Origin of the sequence: Rhizobium sp. JAB6, assembly GCF_003024605.1 — a bacterium.
GTDB lineage: Bacteria > Pseudomonadota > Alphaproteobacteria > Rhizobiales > Rhizobiaceae > Rhizobium.
Genome location: NZ_PYJQ01000001.1, coordinates 243,048 through 257,214, shown reverse-complemented (window position 1 = coordinate 257,214; position 14,167 = coordinate 243,048). Strand labels below are relative to the sequence as shown.

Genomic DNA, 14,167 nt, shown 5'->3' with positions numbered 1-14,167 from the left:
CCTTAGGAGAACCCTCAGCCGGCAATACGCTTGTAGAAAATGGTCGTGTCGCAAAGGCCGCCCTCCGGCCATAGGGCATAATCCGGCACGACGCCGACGCGCTGCCAGCCGAGACGCGGATAGATCGCCTCGGCATCGCTGCCGGTTGCCGTATCGAGCACAAGCAGGGTCTTGCCGATGCGGGCGGCTTCGCGCTCCGCCGCTTCCATCAGGAGGCGGGCAAGTCCCCTGCCCCGCGCGGAGCTGTGAACCAGCAGCTTCTTCAGATCGCCGCGATGCGGCTGGTTCGGCATCTGGGCTGCGCCCACCTGCACCGTGCCTACGACCCTGCCCTCGATCACGGCGACCAAAAGCAATGTCCCGCCGCTTTCGACGCTGTCTGCGACGCTCTGCCAATAAGGCAATGCGTCGGCAGGCATGTAAGGCTGCATGAAGCCGACGGAAGCGCCGCCATTGACGCAATCGGCAAGCACATCGCAGAGATCCGGCAGGACAGTGCGAGCCTCAACGGCGGAGAGAAGACGAATATCGGGCATGAGAAGGTCCTTGGGTGTTATGAACGGCCGCGATCGAGGATGACGCCGTAGCGCGCCGGCACCTCGCCGGGATTATGGAAGGCGTGGCCATCGCCGACGCCCATGAAGAGACAATCGCCAGACGTCAGTCGGTGCGCGATGTCGCGATGGGTCACCTCCATCTCGCCCTCGAAGAGCCAGACGTGCTGGGTCATGCCGGCACTTGCCGTATTCGGCGGGAAGATGACGCGCGCGCCGGCGGGGAAAATGACTTCGACGACATCGACCTTCGATTCGGTTCCCGGCGGCGAGACGGCGCGCCTGACATAGCCGGTTCCGGGGTCGCGCCAGATCGCCTGTTGATCGCGCCGGGCAAGCGGCGACACTTCCTCGTCCTCCTCGGCAAAGAAGGCGGAAAGGGAGAGACCAAGCGCTGCGCAGAGCCGCGACAGCAGCGAGGCCGTCGGGCTCGCTTCCGCCCGCTCGATGCGTGAGATCATGGCGCGGCTGACGGCCGAGGCATTGGCAAGCTCATCCAGTGTCAGACCGCGGGCGATGCGCAATTCCTTGATGCGCGCGCCGATCGCCAGTTCCAGATCTTCATCCGCCATTCTCTGCGTCTCTCACCTCGATATTCCACTATATGAGAAATACACGATCTCATAATGGAATCAAGAGCGCTTCGACACGTGTTGGCGGCGGGCCGGCAAAGGCTAACATAACGTGAAGATAGCCGCCAAAACCCCGCTTTTCCGCTTTGCGGCGCGGGGCGGCGCTGCTATATGGCGCGCATGAGCACCAATTCCACCACTCCGCTTTCGCATATCCGCAACTTCTCGATCGTGGCTCATATCGACCACGGCAAATCGACGCTGGCCGATCGTCTGATCCAGACGACGGGCGGGCTTGCCGAGCGCGAGATGTCGGAACAGGTGCTTGACAATATGGAGATCGAGCGCGAGCGCGGCATCACCATCAAGGCCCAGACCGTGCGCCTGCACTACAAGGCCCAGAATGGCGAGACCTATATCCTCAACCTGATCGACACGCCCGGACACGTCGACTTCGCCTATGAAGTCTCGCGCTCGCTGTCGGCCTGCGAGGGTTCGCTGCTTGTCGTCGATGCGTCGCAGGGTGTGGAAGCGCAGACGCTTGCCAACGTCTATCAGGCGATCGACAACAATCACGAGCTCGTCACCGTCCTCAACAAGATCGACCTGCCGGCTGCCGAACCCGACCGCATCAAGGAGCAGATCGAGGAAGTGATCGGCATCGATGCTTCCGACGCCGTGCTGATTTCAGCCAAGACCGGTCTTGGCATTCCCGATGTTCTCGAAGCCATTGTTCACAAGCTGCCGGCGCCGAAGAGCGCGGGCGGCGAGAAGGCGCCCTTGAAGGCACTGCTGGTCGACAGCTGGTATGACACCTATCTCGGCGTCATGGTTCTCGTGCGCATCATCGACGGCACGCTGACCAAGGGGCAGACCATCCGCATGATGGGCACGGACGCGAAGTATCAGATCGAGCGCGTCGGCGTTCTGACACCGAAGATGGTTGCCGTCGACAGCCTCGGCCCCGGCGAGATCGGATTCATCACCGCCTCGATCAAGGAAGTGGCCGACACCCGCGTCGGCGATACGATCACCGAAGACAAGCGCCCGACCGCCGAAGCCCTGCCGGGCTTCAAGCCGGCACAGCCCGTCGTGTTCTGCGGCCTCTTCCCGGTCGATGCCGCCGATTTCGAAGACCTGCGCTCGGCCATGGGCAAGCTGCGCCTCAACGACGCCAGCTTCTCCTTCGAAATGGAATCGTCTGCCGCTCTCGGCTTCGGTTTCCGCTGCGGCTTCCTCGGCCTCTTACATCTCGAAATCATCCAGGAGCGCCTGGAGCGCGAATTCAACCTCGACCTGATCGCGACGGCGCCTTCCGTCGTCTATCAGCTCACCATGACGGACGGCACCGAGATCGAGCTGCATAACCCGGCCGACATGCCCGACGTCGTCAAGATTTCCGAATTCCGCGAGCCATGGATCAAGGCGACGATCCTGACGCCGGACGATTATCTCGGCTCGATCCTGAAGCTCTGCCAGGACCGCCGCGGCATCCAGACCGAGCTGACCTATGTCGGCAACCGCGCCATGATCACCTACGACCTGCCGCTCAACGAAGTCGTCTTCGACTTCTACGATCGCCTGAAGTCGATCTCCAAGGGCTATGCCTCCTTCGACTACAGCCTGACCGACTATCGCGAGAGCGATCTCGTCAAGATGTCGATCCTCGTCAATGCCGAGCCGGTGGATGCGCTCTCCATGCTGGTGCACCGCTCGGCCGCCGAAAAGCGCGGCCGCGTCATGTGCGAGAAGCTGAAGGACCTGATCCCGCAGCACATGTTCCAGATCCCGATCCAGGCTGCCATCGGCGGGCGCATTATCGCGCGCGAGACGGTGAAGGCGCTGCGCAAGGACGTGACCGCCAAGTGCTACGGCGGCGACGCCACCCGCAAGCGCAAGCTGCTCGACAAGCAGAAGGAAGGCAAGAAGCGCATGCGGCAGTTCGGCAAGGTCGAAATCCCGCAGGAAGCGTTTATCGCCGCGCTGAAGATGGGGGATGAGTGAGCGACCCGAAGAGCGATATCTCAGCGCCTATCAAGGAAAAGGCTACTCGCGCCAATAAAGTTGAGCGCGAGCGCCTCTGGCTCATTGAAAATGCAAAGGCAATTGCCACAGCCAATGCCTATGTCGAAAGACACGGTCTGCCTTTCGCGCAATATCGTCGGTTCTGACGGCACAACTCCGCAGCTTCAGCATTATGCCTGCCCCATATACTCCTTCGTCAACCCCTCATACTCCTCCATCGCCGGTAGTGCAGCATAGCTGTGCTTGGCAGGCGTCGTCACCCAGGGCAGCTTTTCGCTCGCCCAGGTCTCGATGAAGGGCGTGAACCAGCTGGTGTCATCGAGCATGGTGGCGCGGACATTGACGAACCAGTCGACGCCTTCGAGCTTTGTGAACAGCCAGCTCATGCAATGCGGGCAGAAATAGTGATGGATAGTGTCGCCGTGCAGGCCGCCGATGACAGGCTCGCCTTGCGTCACCTCGAAGCCCTGCGAGGGGATGGCGGCGCTCAGCGAATAGGGGCCGCCGGTCATGCGCTGGCAGCCGGTGCAGTGACAAGCCATGGTGAGCATCGGCTTGGCGCTGATCTTCAACCGCACCTGTCCGCAACGGCAGCCGCCTTCGCAGGGTAGTTCCAGTGCGCTCATGATGTCATCTCCTCTCATTCCATGATTTCTGCTGCACGACGCGGGCTAATCGGTTGCGCGCCAGTCGGACACCTTGCAGCCTCTTGCAATCTTCAAGCCTCCGCGGCCTGCGGAAGCTCTGCCTGCACCTTAATCGTCCGTACCCAGGCGCGAGCGATCGCAAGACCGGCCATTTCCGCCGCTGGAGCATGCCTGGCGACAAGCTCCGGATAACGGTCGAGCCAGCCGGGCTCCTTGCGCTCGATGGTTTCCTTGAATTCGCCACGCCAGCGCTCGACCACGGCGGCATTGGCCTCGAAGTGGAACTGCGTGCCATAGGTGGCGCGGCCGATGCGGAAGGCCTGGTTCGGCGTGACGTCGTTGGCGGCAAGGCGTGTGGCTCCAACAGGCAAGGTAAAGGTGTCGCCATGCCATTCGAAGATGGTGAATTCATCGCCGATATCGGCCAGCAGCGGGTCTTTCTTCCCCTCGTCAGTCAGGCCGACCGTCGTCCAGCCGAATTCATGGGCGGTCCCCAAGAGATTTTCCGCCCAATAAGCGCGCGCCAGGATCTGGCTGCCGAGGCAGATGCCGAGCACGGCCTTGTCCTCGCCCTCGAAACGGCGCATCAGCCGCGCCAGCTCCGGCAGATAGGGATGGGTATCGTCGTCGCGGGCGCTCTGCTCGCCACCAAGCACGGCCAGCGCGTCGTAGGACGACGTGTCCTTCGGCAGGGCCTCGCCGCTCCAGGGGCGGAACCAGTCGAGCTCGGCTCCAGCCTCTTCCAGCGCTATGCCGAGAGCGCCGAGCGGGGTGTTCTTCATATTCTCGATGATGGCGACGCGCATACCGTTGATTCCCGAGCGATGTTCCCACTGGAGATGAACATGAGGCGGCGGGAGAGGCAAGTGGCCAGAGCGTTGCAGCGTTCCACGGAGATGCCGAACCGCTCCGGCCATTTGCCCTCACGCAATTCCGGACGGAAAAACGCCTGGCACATTTCCCGGAATTGCTTGGCTTGCAGCGGGGTAAAGTTGAGCCTAGATCTCAGCAAACAACAAGGATCGGACCATGAGCGACAAGCCCCGCATCACCATTCTTTACTGCACCCAATGCAATTGGCTGCTCCGTTCCGGCTGGATGGCGCAGGAATTGCTGCAAACTTTTACGGACACTCTTGGCGAAGTGGCGCTGATACCGGGCACTGGCGGCGTTTTCGAAATCCGCATCGACGGCGAACTCTTGTGGGAACGCAAGCGCGACGGCGGCTTTCCCGGGCCGAAGGAACTGAAGCAGCGGGTACGCGATATCATCGACCCCGAACGCGATCTCGGCCACACCGACCGCGGATCGCTGGAAAGCTGAACTCCGGCTGCGGCATCAGTCAAAAGGCGAACGGCAGGGCTTGGTGCCGTTGTTGATCGTCGTATAGCGATTGGTGCCCGGATTATAGGTGCGATAGCGCTCTGCGCACCAGGTCTGATGCTGTCTCAGTTTCTGGGCCGGCGACGGATAGAGAGCCCTCGGCGGCGGCGTATAGGTTTCGCGCGGGGGAACCTGAACTCGCGGACTGCCATAGCCATTGAGCCCGCCGGCATAGGGCGGTGTGATCGGGAGCGGCTGACCGGGACGGGTATAGAACTGCCGCTGGCCGAAACCGAAGCAGCCACGGGAATCGCAGATAACGGTATTGGTGCGCGGCGGAGTGATGAGGTTCCGGGAGTCCGAGGCGGCGGCAGCGAAATCCGCCTGCGACAGCGAGGCGAGCGCGAAAGCGCAACCAAGCGCAAGCCTTTGAAAAACAGCCATGACAAGCTCCTGTTCCGGACGCCATGAACCGGTGTGCAGCGGCAGCGTCTCCCATCTTACTTGGGGTCTGCCAGTGGCAAAACCAGTGTTGCCGCAACCGGAACGCTTCGATCCACGATGAGTTGATCGTTGCCGCTGCTTGCGCCATAACAGCGCAATCATTTCTAGGAGATCGCCAGTGAGCAGCTTGAAATTCGGCACCAGCGGCCTTCGCGGCCTATCCGCAGACCTCACCGGACGTGCATCGGCGCTCTATGCCACGGCCTTTGCCCGCCATCTGCTGAAGAGCGGCCATGCCAAGCCGGGCGATCTCATCCTCGTCGGCCGCGATTTCCGCGAATCTAGCCCGGCGATCTCGGCTACCTGCATCGGCGCCTTGAAGCGGGCCGGCCTGACGCCGATCGATTGCGGCACCTTGCCGACGCCGGCGCTGGCGCTTTACGGCCTGCATCTAAAGGCGGCCTCGCTGATGATCACCGGCTCGCATATCCCCGCCGACCGCAACGGCATTAAATTCTATCGCCCCGACGGCGAAATCGACAAGCGCGACGAGGTGGCGATCAGCGAGGAAGCGCTTGCCATCGGCGATTCGATCCTCGACGAAACCTCAGCAGAAGCGGAAAACCGCACGGCGGAGACTGAGGCGCTGTTCCTGCAGCGCAACAAGGACCTGCTGCCATCAGGCAGTCTTGCGGGCCTCACCATCGGCGTCTACCAGCACAGCACGGTCGCGCGCGATCTCTTCGGTGAGGTTCTATCCCACTATGGCGCCCGGGTCGTCCCCCTCGGCCGCTCCGAGAGGTTCATTCCGGTGGATACCGAAGCGGTCTCGGCCGAGACCATCCGCCTCATGAAGGCCTGGGCGCCAGAACATGGCCTCGATGCCATCGTTTCGGCCGATGGCGACGGCGACCGGCCGTTGGTCGCGGACGAAACCGGCGAGCCGCTGCGCGGCGATCTGCTCGGCCTCATCGCCGCAAATTTCCTCGGCGCGGATGTGGTCGTGACTCCCGTCACGTCCAATTCCGGCATCGAATCGGCCGGCTCCTACGCCGTCACCCGCACCCGCGTCGGCTCCCCCTATGTGATCGCCGGCATGGACGAAGCCATTGCCGCCGGCAAGGCCAATGTCATGGGTTTCGAGGCCAATGGCGGCACGCTGACGGCCAGCCGCTTCACAGTCGAAGGAAAACCCTTCGAGCCGCTGCCGACGCGCGACAGCTTCCTGCCGATCCTGGCAACGCTCTACGCCGCGGCGCTGGCGAAGAAACCACTTTCAGCCGTCGCCGGCAGCTATCGCCTGCCCTTTGCCGCGGCCGACCGGCTGGAGAATTTCCCGGTTGAGACCAGCGCGGCGCTCATGGCCTATCTGCGCGCCTCTGACGCCAATCTTGCAGATTTCCTCAAACCCGTCGCGGCCGTGGCTTCGAAGAGCGATATAGACGGGCTGAGGGTCACGCTTGTGGATAACCGAAACATCCATTTCCGCCCCTCCGGCAATGCGCCGGAAATGCGCTGCTATGTCGAAGCATCGAGCGAAAGCGAGGCAAAGAACCTGTTGGAACAGGGACTTGGCCTCATCGGCGCATGGGCTGCGGCCCGGGTTTGACCCGGGCTCCAACCGCTTTTTTCGCGATTGCCACGAAAACTTCAAAAACCCTGTTGACACCGGACGGCCACCCCCTTACATGCGTGTCCGTCGCCCAGATGGCGGAATTGGTAGACGCGCAGGTTTCAGGTACCTGTGCCGCGAGGCGTGGAGGTTCGAGTCCTCTTCTGGGCACCATTTCCTTTCTTGAGAAACGTGGATTTTCTCAAAGATTTCAAAACATAGCAGATAGTTTCAATACGCATTCCGGTTCGCTGGAAGCGCGGTTGGGCTCGTGTTTTGAAACATGATGGCAGCCGCTCTGAGGCCCATCTTAAATCATTGACTACCGAAGAAGAGATCGACCTAATAGAGCAAACCTCGAGGGATTTTCGATGGATCACAAGAGCGACTGGTACGATCTGATCGTCGGCAACGGCAACGTCAATGAAGGGCTCGGAAGGATAATAGGTTTCATCCTCGCCGTGATCGTGATCCTCAGCCTGATCTTCTGGATGATCTGAGCGCTCCCGATCCCGACGGCCCGGGCCGCTTCATTTCGTCCGGCCCCGTGATGCATATCGATCTAATGAAGGCTTCCGGGGTCCGGCCTGACGCTAAGCCCCGCCTCCTGCGCCGCCTCCAGAAAAGCTCTCCGCGATTCCTCGGCGGAGGCCCTTCCAAGCACGGCATCGAGGCATACGAGCACCGCCTCGTCCACGACAGGCCCGCCCACCACCGGCCATTCTTCGCTCATGCAGTTCGCCGCATCGAGCGCATTGGTTATGATCGCATAATGCCCCGCGCCGCCGAGATCGACTATGACGGGATTGTTCCAATCGCCATATTCCATCGTCACGCCTCCTCAATATCGAACGCCGCCAATACTGAAGCTAGACGCGACCCGGTGCCGCCCCCTGCGGCTGATGTCCTAGAATAATGCATGAAATCAACTCCTCGCTGACGCCATGAGGCGTTAACGGGGGCGGCGGCGAGATGTTCCTGGCCGCGGATGTGCCGCCGGATTTTCTTGGGCCTCCCGGCCTCCGGCCGCTTGCCGCGCGCCCTATTGCGGTAACCTAACCGCCGCGGTCGCCCCTTCTACGCGTCGCGTTGTCGCAAAACCGCTGCATGCTTTCGCGCGACATGCCCTAAAGCTTCGGGCTCAGCGGCACGATGGCGGCAAAGCGCAGCCAGTCCTTCTGTGCCTTCGGCGTCCATGCCGCCTCGGCGATGGCCGGCAGGCGCGGGAAGACGAGGCGGTTGAAATAGTCGCGGGAGATGAAATTCTCCTGCCAGATGCAGGCTTGTACGCCTTTCATCAGATGCTTCAGCTCATCGGGGAAATCCCCCTCGGCCTCATAGGCATAGGTATGGGCCGGCGGCACCGTGCCCGCCCAGCTTGCGCCCGGTTCCTGCCACGCATCGGCCTGCACCATATCGAGATAATAGGCTTGGCCCGGCGTCATCACCACCTCATAGCCTTCGCGCGCCAGCTCGATGCCGACCTCCGGCTTCTCCCAGGCCATCAGCAAAGTGCCTTGAGGATCGACACCGCCGCCATGGGCAACTTCATTCCAGCCGGCAAGCTTGCGGCCGCGGGCGGTGAGCATACCCTTGATACGCTTCAAGAAGTAGGACTGCAGCGCGAAGGTCCCCGATATGCCTTCCTTCTCCATGAGCTTGCGTGCGAGCGGTGAAGCAAGCCAGGAACCATTGGCGACCTCGTCGCCGCCGATATGGATATATTCGGACGGAAAGAGCTCGACCATTTCATCGAAGACCTTGGCGAGGAACTCGTAGGTCAGCTCGATGGCGGGGTTCAGCGCATTGTTCGGGAAGCCCTGTACGGAATGATAGCTATCGGGAGCCTCCTGCCCATCCGTCAGGTGAGGCAGGGCGACAAGGGTGGCGGTGCTGTGGCCGGGAATGTCGATTTCCGGGATCACCTCGATGCCGAGCGCCGTGGCGTGGGCGACGATCTCCCGTACATCATCCTGCGAATAGAAACCGCCGACTGGCTCGGCAGCATTGCCGAGCTGCGGCAGCAAAGGCTCGTCTGGTCCGCGCAGAACGCCCGTGGTGGTCAGCTGCGGATAGGCGCGGATCTCCAGCCGCCAGGCCTCGTCATCGGTCAGATGCCAGTGGAAAATATTGAGCTTCAGCCAGGCCAGAATGTCGAGCAGGCGCAGGACATCGTCCTTCGGGGTGAACTGCCGGGATACGTCGAGATGGCAGCCGCGCCAGCCGTAACGCGGCCGATCGGCGATCACGCCCGATGCGGGAAAGCGGAACTTGCCGGGCTGGCGCCGTGTGCCATCGAGAAGCTGCGCCAGCGTCGTCAGGCCGTAGAGGCGGCCCGCTTCGGCGGAGAAAGCGAGCGCGACCTCATCGCCGGAGAAGGAAAGCTCATAGGCTTCCCGGGCCAGCGCCGGCCGCTCGACGAAACGCAGCGCCCTGCCCTGCGGCGCGGCAATGAGGCTGAAAGGAATGTGATTGGACGGAAAGAGGCGGCGGAAGAGCGCCTGTGCCGTAGCCAGCGCCTTGACGCTTGCGGCATCGGAACCCTTGGCTGGGTAGAGTGCGACTGGAAAGTCCCCGCCCGGCTTGACATCGATCTCCGCCGGCCAGGGCTGGATTGCGTAGGGAAGCTCCAGCTTGCCTTCCGGCAGCAAGACCGGCGGCGGCTCGCTGACGCGGTCGGCAAGCAGCAGATCCGAGGTGAAGACCGTGACATGCGTGCCGTCTTCCAGCGTCACATAGGCGGATTTGGCGCCATCGGTGCAATGGCGCGCTACGCGGTGAAGTGCAGAGACCGTGAACGTCCAGCTGCCTCCGGGTGCGATGGACAGGCCGGCCGGCGGCGCAACTTCATGAAAATTGGCGTTGCGGCGCAGGAAGACGGCGTTGTCGCAGGCTTGCGGATCGACGAGGCGCGTCAGGGTCGTATAGGCAAGGCGAAAATTCGCAAGAGGCGCATCTGAGAAATTGAAAAGCGTCAGGCTCATCCGACCATGCTTTCCGCCTTCGGGAGACCAGGTGTTTTCGAGATGATAGGAGGAAGGCTGCATTATGTTCCCCTTTTTGGCAGTGCGCTTCAGTAATGTTCGGATTGCGAGAAGGTGTGGGCGAGTTCCGCCTGCCCCGCCGTCAGGCCGCAATCGACGGGCAGGCAGACGCCCGTGATCGCCGCGGCGAGCGGGCTTGCGAGGAAGGAGACGGCATTGGCGACATCGGCGGGATCGACGACGCGCTGCAGCGCATACCAGCGCTTGGCTTCCTCGAAGACATTTGGATTGGCCGCAGCGCGGACTTCCCAGGCCTGGGTACGCACAGTGCCGGGTGCCACCGCATTCGAGCGGATGCCGAACTTGCCGTATTCGACAGCGACCAGCCGGGTAAAATGCAGGAGCCCGGCCTTGGCTGCGCTATAGGCCGGATGGCCGAAGACGGCCATGCCATTGACGGAGGCGATGTTGATCACCGACCCCTTCGACGCCTTCAGCATATCCTCGACAGCACGGAAGCACAGGAAAGCGGCCTCGAGATTAAGGGCATTGTCGGCGCGCCAGATGGCGGGTGTCGTATCATGAAGGCTGACGGCGCGGGCAGCACCGGCGTTGTTGACGAGCACCTTCACTCCACCGAGATCCGATGCTGCTTTTGCCATCGCGGCTACATCGGCATCCCTGGTGATATCCGCCTTGAACGTGACGAAACGCTCCGCCGGACCAAGTTCTCCTACCGCCTTTTGCATGGCGGCCTCGTCGATATCGACGAGCAGGATAATATCGTGGTCGTCCGCCAGTCGCTTTGCGATCGCCCGGCCGATATCGCCGGCAGCCCCTGTGACGATGGCAACGGATTTGCTCATATGCTTCCCTCTGATCAGGTCTTTAAGGCTAATCTCCTAGCAGCTGGCGATCGTCGCCGTCGCGATGGGTGACGAGCTGCTGCTTGATGCGGCGCAGCGTCACCGTGGCCTGCGGCTGGATACGGTAGGCGACCAGGCTGGCGAGAATGTCCACCACGGCGAGATAGGCGATGCGCGTCGATGTCGGCCGGTAGATATTGTCCCCTTCCGGCAAATCGACGGGCAGCGTGATCTCGGCGGCACGCGCCACCGGGCTTTCGCTCTGCGTCAGCGCGATGGTCGGAACCTTGGCTTCGCGCGCCAGCGTGAAGGCGCGCACCAGCTCGGCGTTCCGGCCCGAGAAGGATGAGCCGATCAACACGTCCGTCGGCTTGGAGGCAGCCGCCATCATCAGCTGCATGCTATGGTCGGAGCTCGCGGTAATGCGAAGGCCGAGCCGAAACAGGCGGTTCTGCAGCTCGGTCGCGATCATCGAGGAATTGCCGCCGGAGCCGAAGGCATAGATCATCTCCGCGCCAGCAAGCCGGTTTGCCGCCCGCTCGATGGCGGAGACGTCCAGGCCGCGATGCAGCAGGAAGAGCGCGTTCTGCGCCTTGGTAATAATGTCCTGTGCGACATCGGCCGGGGCAACGCTCTTCGGCTCCGGCTTCAGATAGCGCATGCCAACATAGGCGGTGCGCGCCAGCTGCACCTTGAAATCGGAAAAGCTCTCGCAGCCCAGGCGCCGGCAGAAACGCGTCACCGTCGGCGGCGAGACATCCGCCTTGCCCGCAAGCTCGATAATGGAAGCATTGACCGCGAATTCGAAATCATTGAGGACGATATCGGCGATGCGGATTTCCGATTGCGAGAGCCGGCCCCTCTCGTCCTGCATGGTCGTGAAGATATCCATCAGCCCCCCCTTTGTCGCTGGTTCACCCACGTTTGACACGTAGTCAGCGACGCGATCCATCTCAATCTTCCCGGTCCCGCCGGCGCCTGTGGACAGGCCTGGGCGCAGATGCGGCTTGTCGTTCGTTCCCATTTCACCGGAACCGTGACATGCGATGGTCACCATGCGGTTCCTGCAAATTATTTTCTTGATAAGTTGACAAATGACCATAGAAAGCAGAATTTGGCCAGTGAAAATCGCAAATTATGAAAAGAATTTAAATGACCGCGGCTACCATGCGTGATCCTTTCAGAAATCCCTTCCCTGCCAGCGATACCGCCCGGCATTCGATCTGGGAGATGCTCGTTCCGCGCGATATCGATGCATTTCTTGCCGCCGACTGGTCGATAGTCGCTGGCGATTTCGTCGAGGAAGGCTTCATCGGCATCGACGGCAAGCGCGAGGTCAGCCCGGATAAATGGCGTCTCGCCTTCCCGACGCTGTCGGCCTATCGCGACGAGTGGCTGCGCCAGGCGCGCGACTTCGCCACCGAGTCGTTCGCCGAAGATCCGCGCACGGCCATCTTTACCACCACGACGCTCGAAGACATCGAAATCGAGGGCGATATGGCCCTGGTGCGCAAGAAGTTCGACGGCAGCCTGAGGAAGTCGGATGGCGGCATCGATGTCCTGAAGTGGCAGACGCTTTATTATTGCCGCTTGCACGAGGGGCGCTGGAAGATCTGCGGCTTCACCGGTTACCTGCCGAATCCCATGGAATAGAGGCGACAGCGTTGCGCATTTTCACCGCGGCCCTTGCGACCGAGACGAATACCTTCTCTCCCATCTGCGTCGACCGGCGCGCTTTCGAAGCCTCTCTTTATGCGCCGCCCGGCATGCATCCGGAAACGCCGACGCTGTGTTCGGCACCGATCACGGTCGGCCGGCGTATTGCGGTCGAAAAGGGCTGGGAGGTGATCGAGGGTACCGCCACCTGGGCCGACCCGGCCGGGTTGGTCAATCGCCGGACCTACGAGGAACTGCGCGACGAAATTCTTGGGCAATTGCGCGCGGCGATGCCTGTCGATGCCGTTATTCTCGGACTGCACGGCGCCATGGTTGCGGATGGTTATGAGGATACGGAAGGCGATTTCCTGTCGCGCGTGCGCGAGATCGTCGGGCCGGATATCCTGGTCTGCGCCGAGCTCGATCCGCACAGCCATCTGACGGCGAAGCGCCTCGCGGCCGCCGATTTCTTCGTCTATTTCAAGGAATTCCCGCATACGGATTTCGTCGACCGCGCCGAGGACCTCTGGCGGATCGCCATCGATACGCTGGAAGGCCGCGTGAAGCCGGTCATGTCCGTCTTCGACTGTCGCATGATCGATGTCTTTCCGACCTCGCGCGACCCCATGCGCTCCTTCGTCGACAAGATCATGGCGATGGAAATGTCCGATACCGATATCCTCTCGATTTCGGTCATTCATGGTTTCATGGCGGGCGACGTGCCCGAAATGGGCACGAAGCTGCTCGTCGTTACAGATAATAAGCCGGATAAAGGTTCCGCGCTCGCCCGGGATCTCGGCCTGGAACTCTTTTCCAGGCGCGGCACTTTCATTATGCCGCAGATCGACGAGAAGCAGGCGGTGAGCGAGGCGATGGCTGCTGCCGCAGGCCCGGTCGTCATCGCCGATCTCTGGGACAATCCCGGGGGCGGCACGGCAGGCGACGCAACGGTCATCCTGCAGGAATTGCTCGATCGCGGCGCTAACGATACTGCGATCGGCACGATCTGGGATCCGATGGCGGTGCAGATCTGCATGGCGGCCGGCGAAGGCGCGGAAATCCCGCTGCGCTTCGGCGCGAAATCGGCGCCGGGCACGGGCAATCCGATCGACGGTCTCGTCAAGATCGTTCGCCTTGTTCCGAATGCCGAGATGCGCTTCGGCGAGAGCTTCGCTCCTTTCGGCGATGCCGCGCATATTCAGCTCGACGGAATCGACATCATCCTGAACTCGACGCGCGCCCAGAGCTTCGACCCGAGCCTGTTTTCCGTGATGGGCATCGATCCCAGAACGAAAAAGATCCTGGTCATCAAATCGACCAATCATTTCTACGCGTCCTTCTCCAAGATCGCATCGCAGATCCTTTACTGCTCCGCGGGAACGCCTTATCCCAACAATCCAGCGCGCACGCCCTACCGCCGCGCGCGAAAAGATATCTGGCCGATGGTGGCGGACCCCTTTGCAGAAGAACGGAAAGATGCCTGA

At 61.8% G+C, this 14,167-nt stretch carries 15 protein-coding genes, 1 tRNA gene and 1 pseudogene; 8 read left to right on the top strand and 9 right to left on the bottom strand.

Annotated features, from left to right (window positions below):
• Nucleotides 1-14 precede the first annotated feature (14 nt).
• Nucleotides 15-536, bottom strand: a complete 522-nt coding sequence (locus tag C7U61_RS01270) for a GNAT family N-acetyltransferase (protein WP_106996334.1) — start codon at nucleotides 534-536, stop codon at nucleotides 15-17.
• Nucleotides 537-553: 17 nt separating this feature from the next.
• Nucleotides 554-1,126, bottom strand: a complete 573-nt coding sequence (locus C7U61_RS01265) for a helix-turn-helix transcriptional regulator (RefSeq protein WP_106996333.1) — start codon at nucleotides 1,124-1,126, stop codon at nucleotides 554-556.
• Nucleotides 1,127-1,297: 171 nt separating this feature from the next.
• Between C7U61_RS01265 and lepA the strand changes: the two genes are divergently transcribed.
• Both lepA and C7U61_RS01255 read left to right on the top strand, forming a co-directional pair.
• Complete coding sequence (gene lepA, locus C7U61_RS01260; protein WP_106996332.1) at nucleotides 1,298-3,130, top strand: translation elongation factor 4; 1,833 nt, start codon at nucleotides 1,298-1,300, stop codon at nucleotides 3,128-3,130.
• A 2-nt stretch (nucleotides 3,131-3,132) separates the two neighbouring features.
• Nucleotides 3,133-3,297, top strand: a pseudogene (locus C7U61_RS01255) (type II toxin-antitoxin system CcdA family antitoxin); the annotation flags it as partial.
• A 24-nt stretch (nucleotides 3,298-3,321) separates the two neighbouring features.
• On the opposite strand, the gene C7U61_RS01250 reads toward C7U61_RS01255, so the two are convergent.
• Nucleotides 3,322-3,777 carry a GFA family protein gene (locus C7U61_RS01250; protein ID WP_106996330.1) on the bottom strand — a complete coding sequence of 152 codons (456 nt, stop codon included), beginning with the start codon at nucleotides 3,775-3,777 and terminating at the stop codon, nucleotides 3,322-3,324.
• Between the two features lie 92 nt (nucleotides 3,778-3,869).
• Nucleotides 3,870-4,604, bottom strand: coding sequence for a type 1 glutamine amidotransferase (locus tag C7U61_RS01245; RefSeq protein WP_106996329.1), 735 nt, complete (start codon nucleotides 4,602-4,604; stop codon nucleotides 3,870-3,872).
• A gap of 223 nt (nucleotides 4,605-4,827) precedes the next feature.
• On the opposite strand from C7U61_RS01245, the gene C7U61_RS01240 reads away from it, so the two are divergent.
• Complete coding sequence (locus C7U61_RS01240) at nucleotides 4,828-5,121, top strand: SelT/SelW/SelH family protein (RefSeq protein ID WP_106996328.1); 294 nt, start codon at nucleotides 4,828-4,830, stop codon at nucleotides 5,119-5,121.
• A gap of 15 nt (nucleotides 5,122-5,136) precedes the next feature.
• Here the strand turns inward: C7U61_RS01240 and C7U61_RS01235 are convergent, their stop codons facing one another.
• Complete coding sequence (locus C7U61_RS01235; RefSeq protein ID WP_106996327.1) at nucleotides 5,137-5,565, bottom strand: BA14K family protein; 429 nt, start codon at nucleotides 5,563-5,565, stop codon at nucleotides 5,137-5,139.
• A gap of 178 nt (nucleotides 5,566-5,743) precedes the next feature.
• Here C7U61_RS01235 and C7U61_RS01230 point away from each other — a divergent pair, with 178 nt between their 5' ends.
• The 3 genes from C7U61_RS01230 (at nucleotide 5,744) to C7U61_RS19710 (ending at nucleotide 7,677) form a co-directional block, all read left to right on the top strand.
• Nucleotides 5,744-7,174, top strand: a complete 1,431-nt coding sequence (locus C7U61_RS01230) for a phosphomannomutase (protein WP_106996326.1) — start codon at nucleotides 5,744-5,746, stop codon at nucleotides 7,172-7,174.
• A gap of 92 nt (nucleotides 7,175-7,266) precedes the next feature.
• Nucleotides 7,267-7,351, top strand: a tRNA-Leu gene (locus tag C7U61_RS01225).
• Between the two features lie 197 nt (nucleotides 7,352-7,548).
• Nucleotides 7,549-7,677, top strand: a complete 129-nt coding sequence (locus tag C7U61_RS19710) for a hypothetical protein (RefSeq protein ID WP_015338462.1) — start codon at nucleotides 7,549-7,551, stop codon at nucleotides 7,675-7,677.
• 62 nt (nucleotides 7,678-7,739) lie between these two features.
• Here C7U61_RS19710 and C7U61_RS01220 read toward each other — a convergent pair whose 3' ends face one another.
• The 4 genes from C7U61_RS01220 to C7U61_RS01205 all read right to left on the bottom strand — a co-directional run bounded on the left by C7U61_RS01220 (nucleotide 7,740) and on the right by C7U61_RS01205 (nucleotide 11,919).
• Nucleotides 7,740-8,006: a DUF982 domain-containing protein gene (locus C7U61_RS01220; protein WP_106996325.1), complete on the bottom strand. Its 267-nt coding sequence runs from the start codon at nucleotides 8,004-8,006 to the stop codon at nucleotides 7,740-7,742.
• A 298-nt stretch (nucleotides 8,007-8,304) separates the two neighbouring features.
• Nucleotides 8,305-10,224, bottom strand: a complete 1,920-nt coding sequence (locus C7U61_RS01215; protein WP_106996324.1) for a family 20 glycosylhydrolase — start codon at nucleotides 10,222-10,224, stop codon at nucleotides 8,305-8,307.
• Nucleotides 10,225-10,250: 26 nt separating this feature from the next.
• Nucleotides 10,251-11,027 carry an SDR family oxidoreductase gene (locus tag C7U61_RS01210; RefSeq protein ID WP_106996323.1) on the bottom strand — a complete coding sequence of 259 codons (777 nt, stop codon included), beginning with the start codon at nucleotides 11,025-11,027 and terminating at the stop codon, nucleotides 10,251-10,253.
• Nucleotides 11,028-11,055: 28 nt separating this feature from the next.
• Nucleotides 11,056-11,919, bottom strand: a complete 864-nt coding sequence (locus C7U61_RS01205; protein WP_106996895.1) for a MurR/RpiR family transcriptional regulator — start codon at nucleotides 11,917-11,919, stop codon at nucleotides 11,056-11,058.
• A gap of 275 nt (nucleotides 11,920-12,194) precedes the next feature.
• Here C7U61_RS01205 and C7U61_RS01200 point away from each other — a divergent pair, with 275 nt between their 5' ends.
• Together C7U61_RS01200 and C7U61_RS01195 are read left to right on the top strand one after the other, a co-directional pair.
• A complete protein-coding gene (locus C7U61_RS01200) occupies nucleotides 12,195-12,680 on the top strand; it encodes a hypothetical protein (RefSeq protein ID WP_106996894.1) in 486 nt (161 codons plus the stop codon).
• An 11-nt stretch (nucleotides 12,681-12,691) separates the two neighbouring features.
• Nucleotides 12,692-14,167, top strand: coding sequence for a M81 family metallopeptidase (locus tag C7U61_RS01195; protein WP_106996322.1), 1,476 nt, complete (start codon nucleotides 12,692-12,694; stop codon nucleotides 14,165-14,167).

Excerpts from the sequence above, each read along its gene's own strand:
- C7U61_RS01265 (WP_106996333.1), bottom strand. The coding sequence starts at position 1,126 with ATGGCGGATGAAGATCTGGAACTGGCGATCGGCGCGCGCATCAAGGAA.
- C7U61_RS01240 (WP_106996328.1), top strand. The coding sequence starts at position 4,828 with ATGAGCGACAAGCCCCGCATCACCATTCTTTACTGCACCCAATGCAAT.
- C7U61_RS01205 (WP_106996895.1), bottom strand. The coding sequence starts at position 11,919 with ATGGATATCTTCACGACCATGCAGGACGAGAGGGGCCGGCTCTCGCAA.
- C7U61_RS01235 (WP_106996327.1), bottom strand. The coding sequence starts at position 5,565 with ATGGCTGTTTTTCAAAGGCTTGCGCTTGGTTGCGCTTTCGCGCTCGCC.
- C7U61_RS01245 (WP_106996329.1), bottom strand. The coding sequence starts at position 4,604 with ATGCGCGTCGCCATCATCGAGAATATGAAGAACACCCCGCTCGGCGCT.
- C7U61_RS01210 (WP_106996323.1), bottom strand. The coding sequence starts at position 11,027 with ATGAGCAAATCCGTTGCCATCGTCACAGGGGCTGCCGGCGATATCGGC.
- C7U61_RS01215 (WP_106996324.1), bottom strand. The coding sequence starts at position 10,224 with ATGCAGCCTTCCTCCTATCATCTCGAAAACACCTGGTCTCCCGAAGGC.
- lepA (WP_106996332.1), top strand. The coding sequence starts at position 1,298 with ATGGCGCGCATGAGCACCAATTCCACCACTCCGCTTTCGCATATCCGC.
- C7U61_RS01250 (WP_106996330.1), bottom strand. The coding sequence starts at position 3,777 with ATGAGCGCACTGGAACTACCCTGCGAAGGCGGCTGCCGTTGCGGACAG.
- C7U61_RS01270 (WP_106996334.1), bottom strand. The coding sequence starts at position 536 with ATGCCCGATATTCGTCTTCTCTCCGCCGTTGAGGCTCGCACTGTCCTG.
- C7U61_RS19710 (WP_015338462.1), top strand. The coding sequence starts at position 7,549 with ATGGATCACAAGAGCGACTGGTACGATCTGATCGTCGGCAACGGCAAC.
- C7U61_RS01200 (WP_106996894.1), top strand. The coding sequence starts at position 12,195 with ATGCGTGATCCTTTCAGAAATCCCTTCCCTGCCAGCGATACCGCCCGG.
- C7U61_RS01220 (WP_106996325.1), bottom strand. The coding sequence starts at position 8,006 with ATGGAATATGGCGATTGGAACAATCCCGTCATAGTCGATCTCGGCGGC.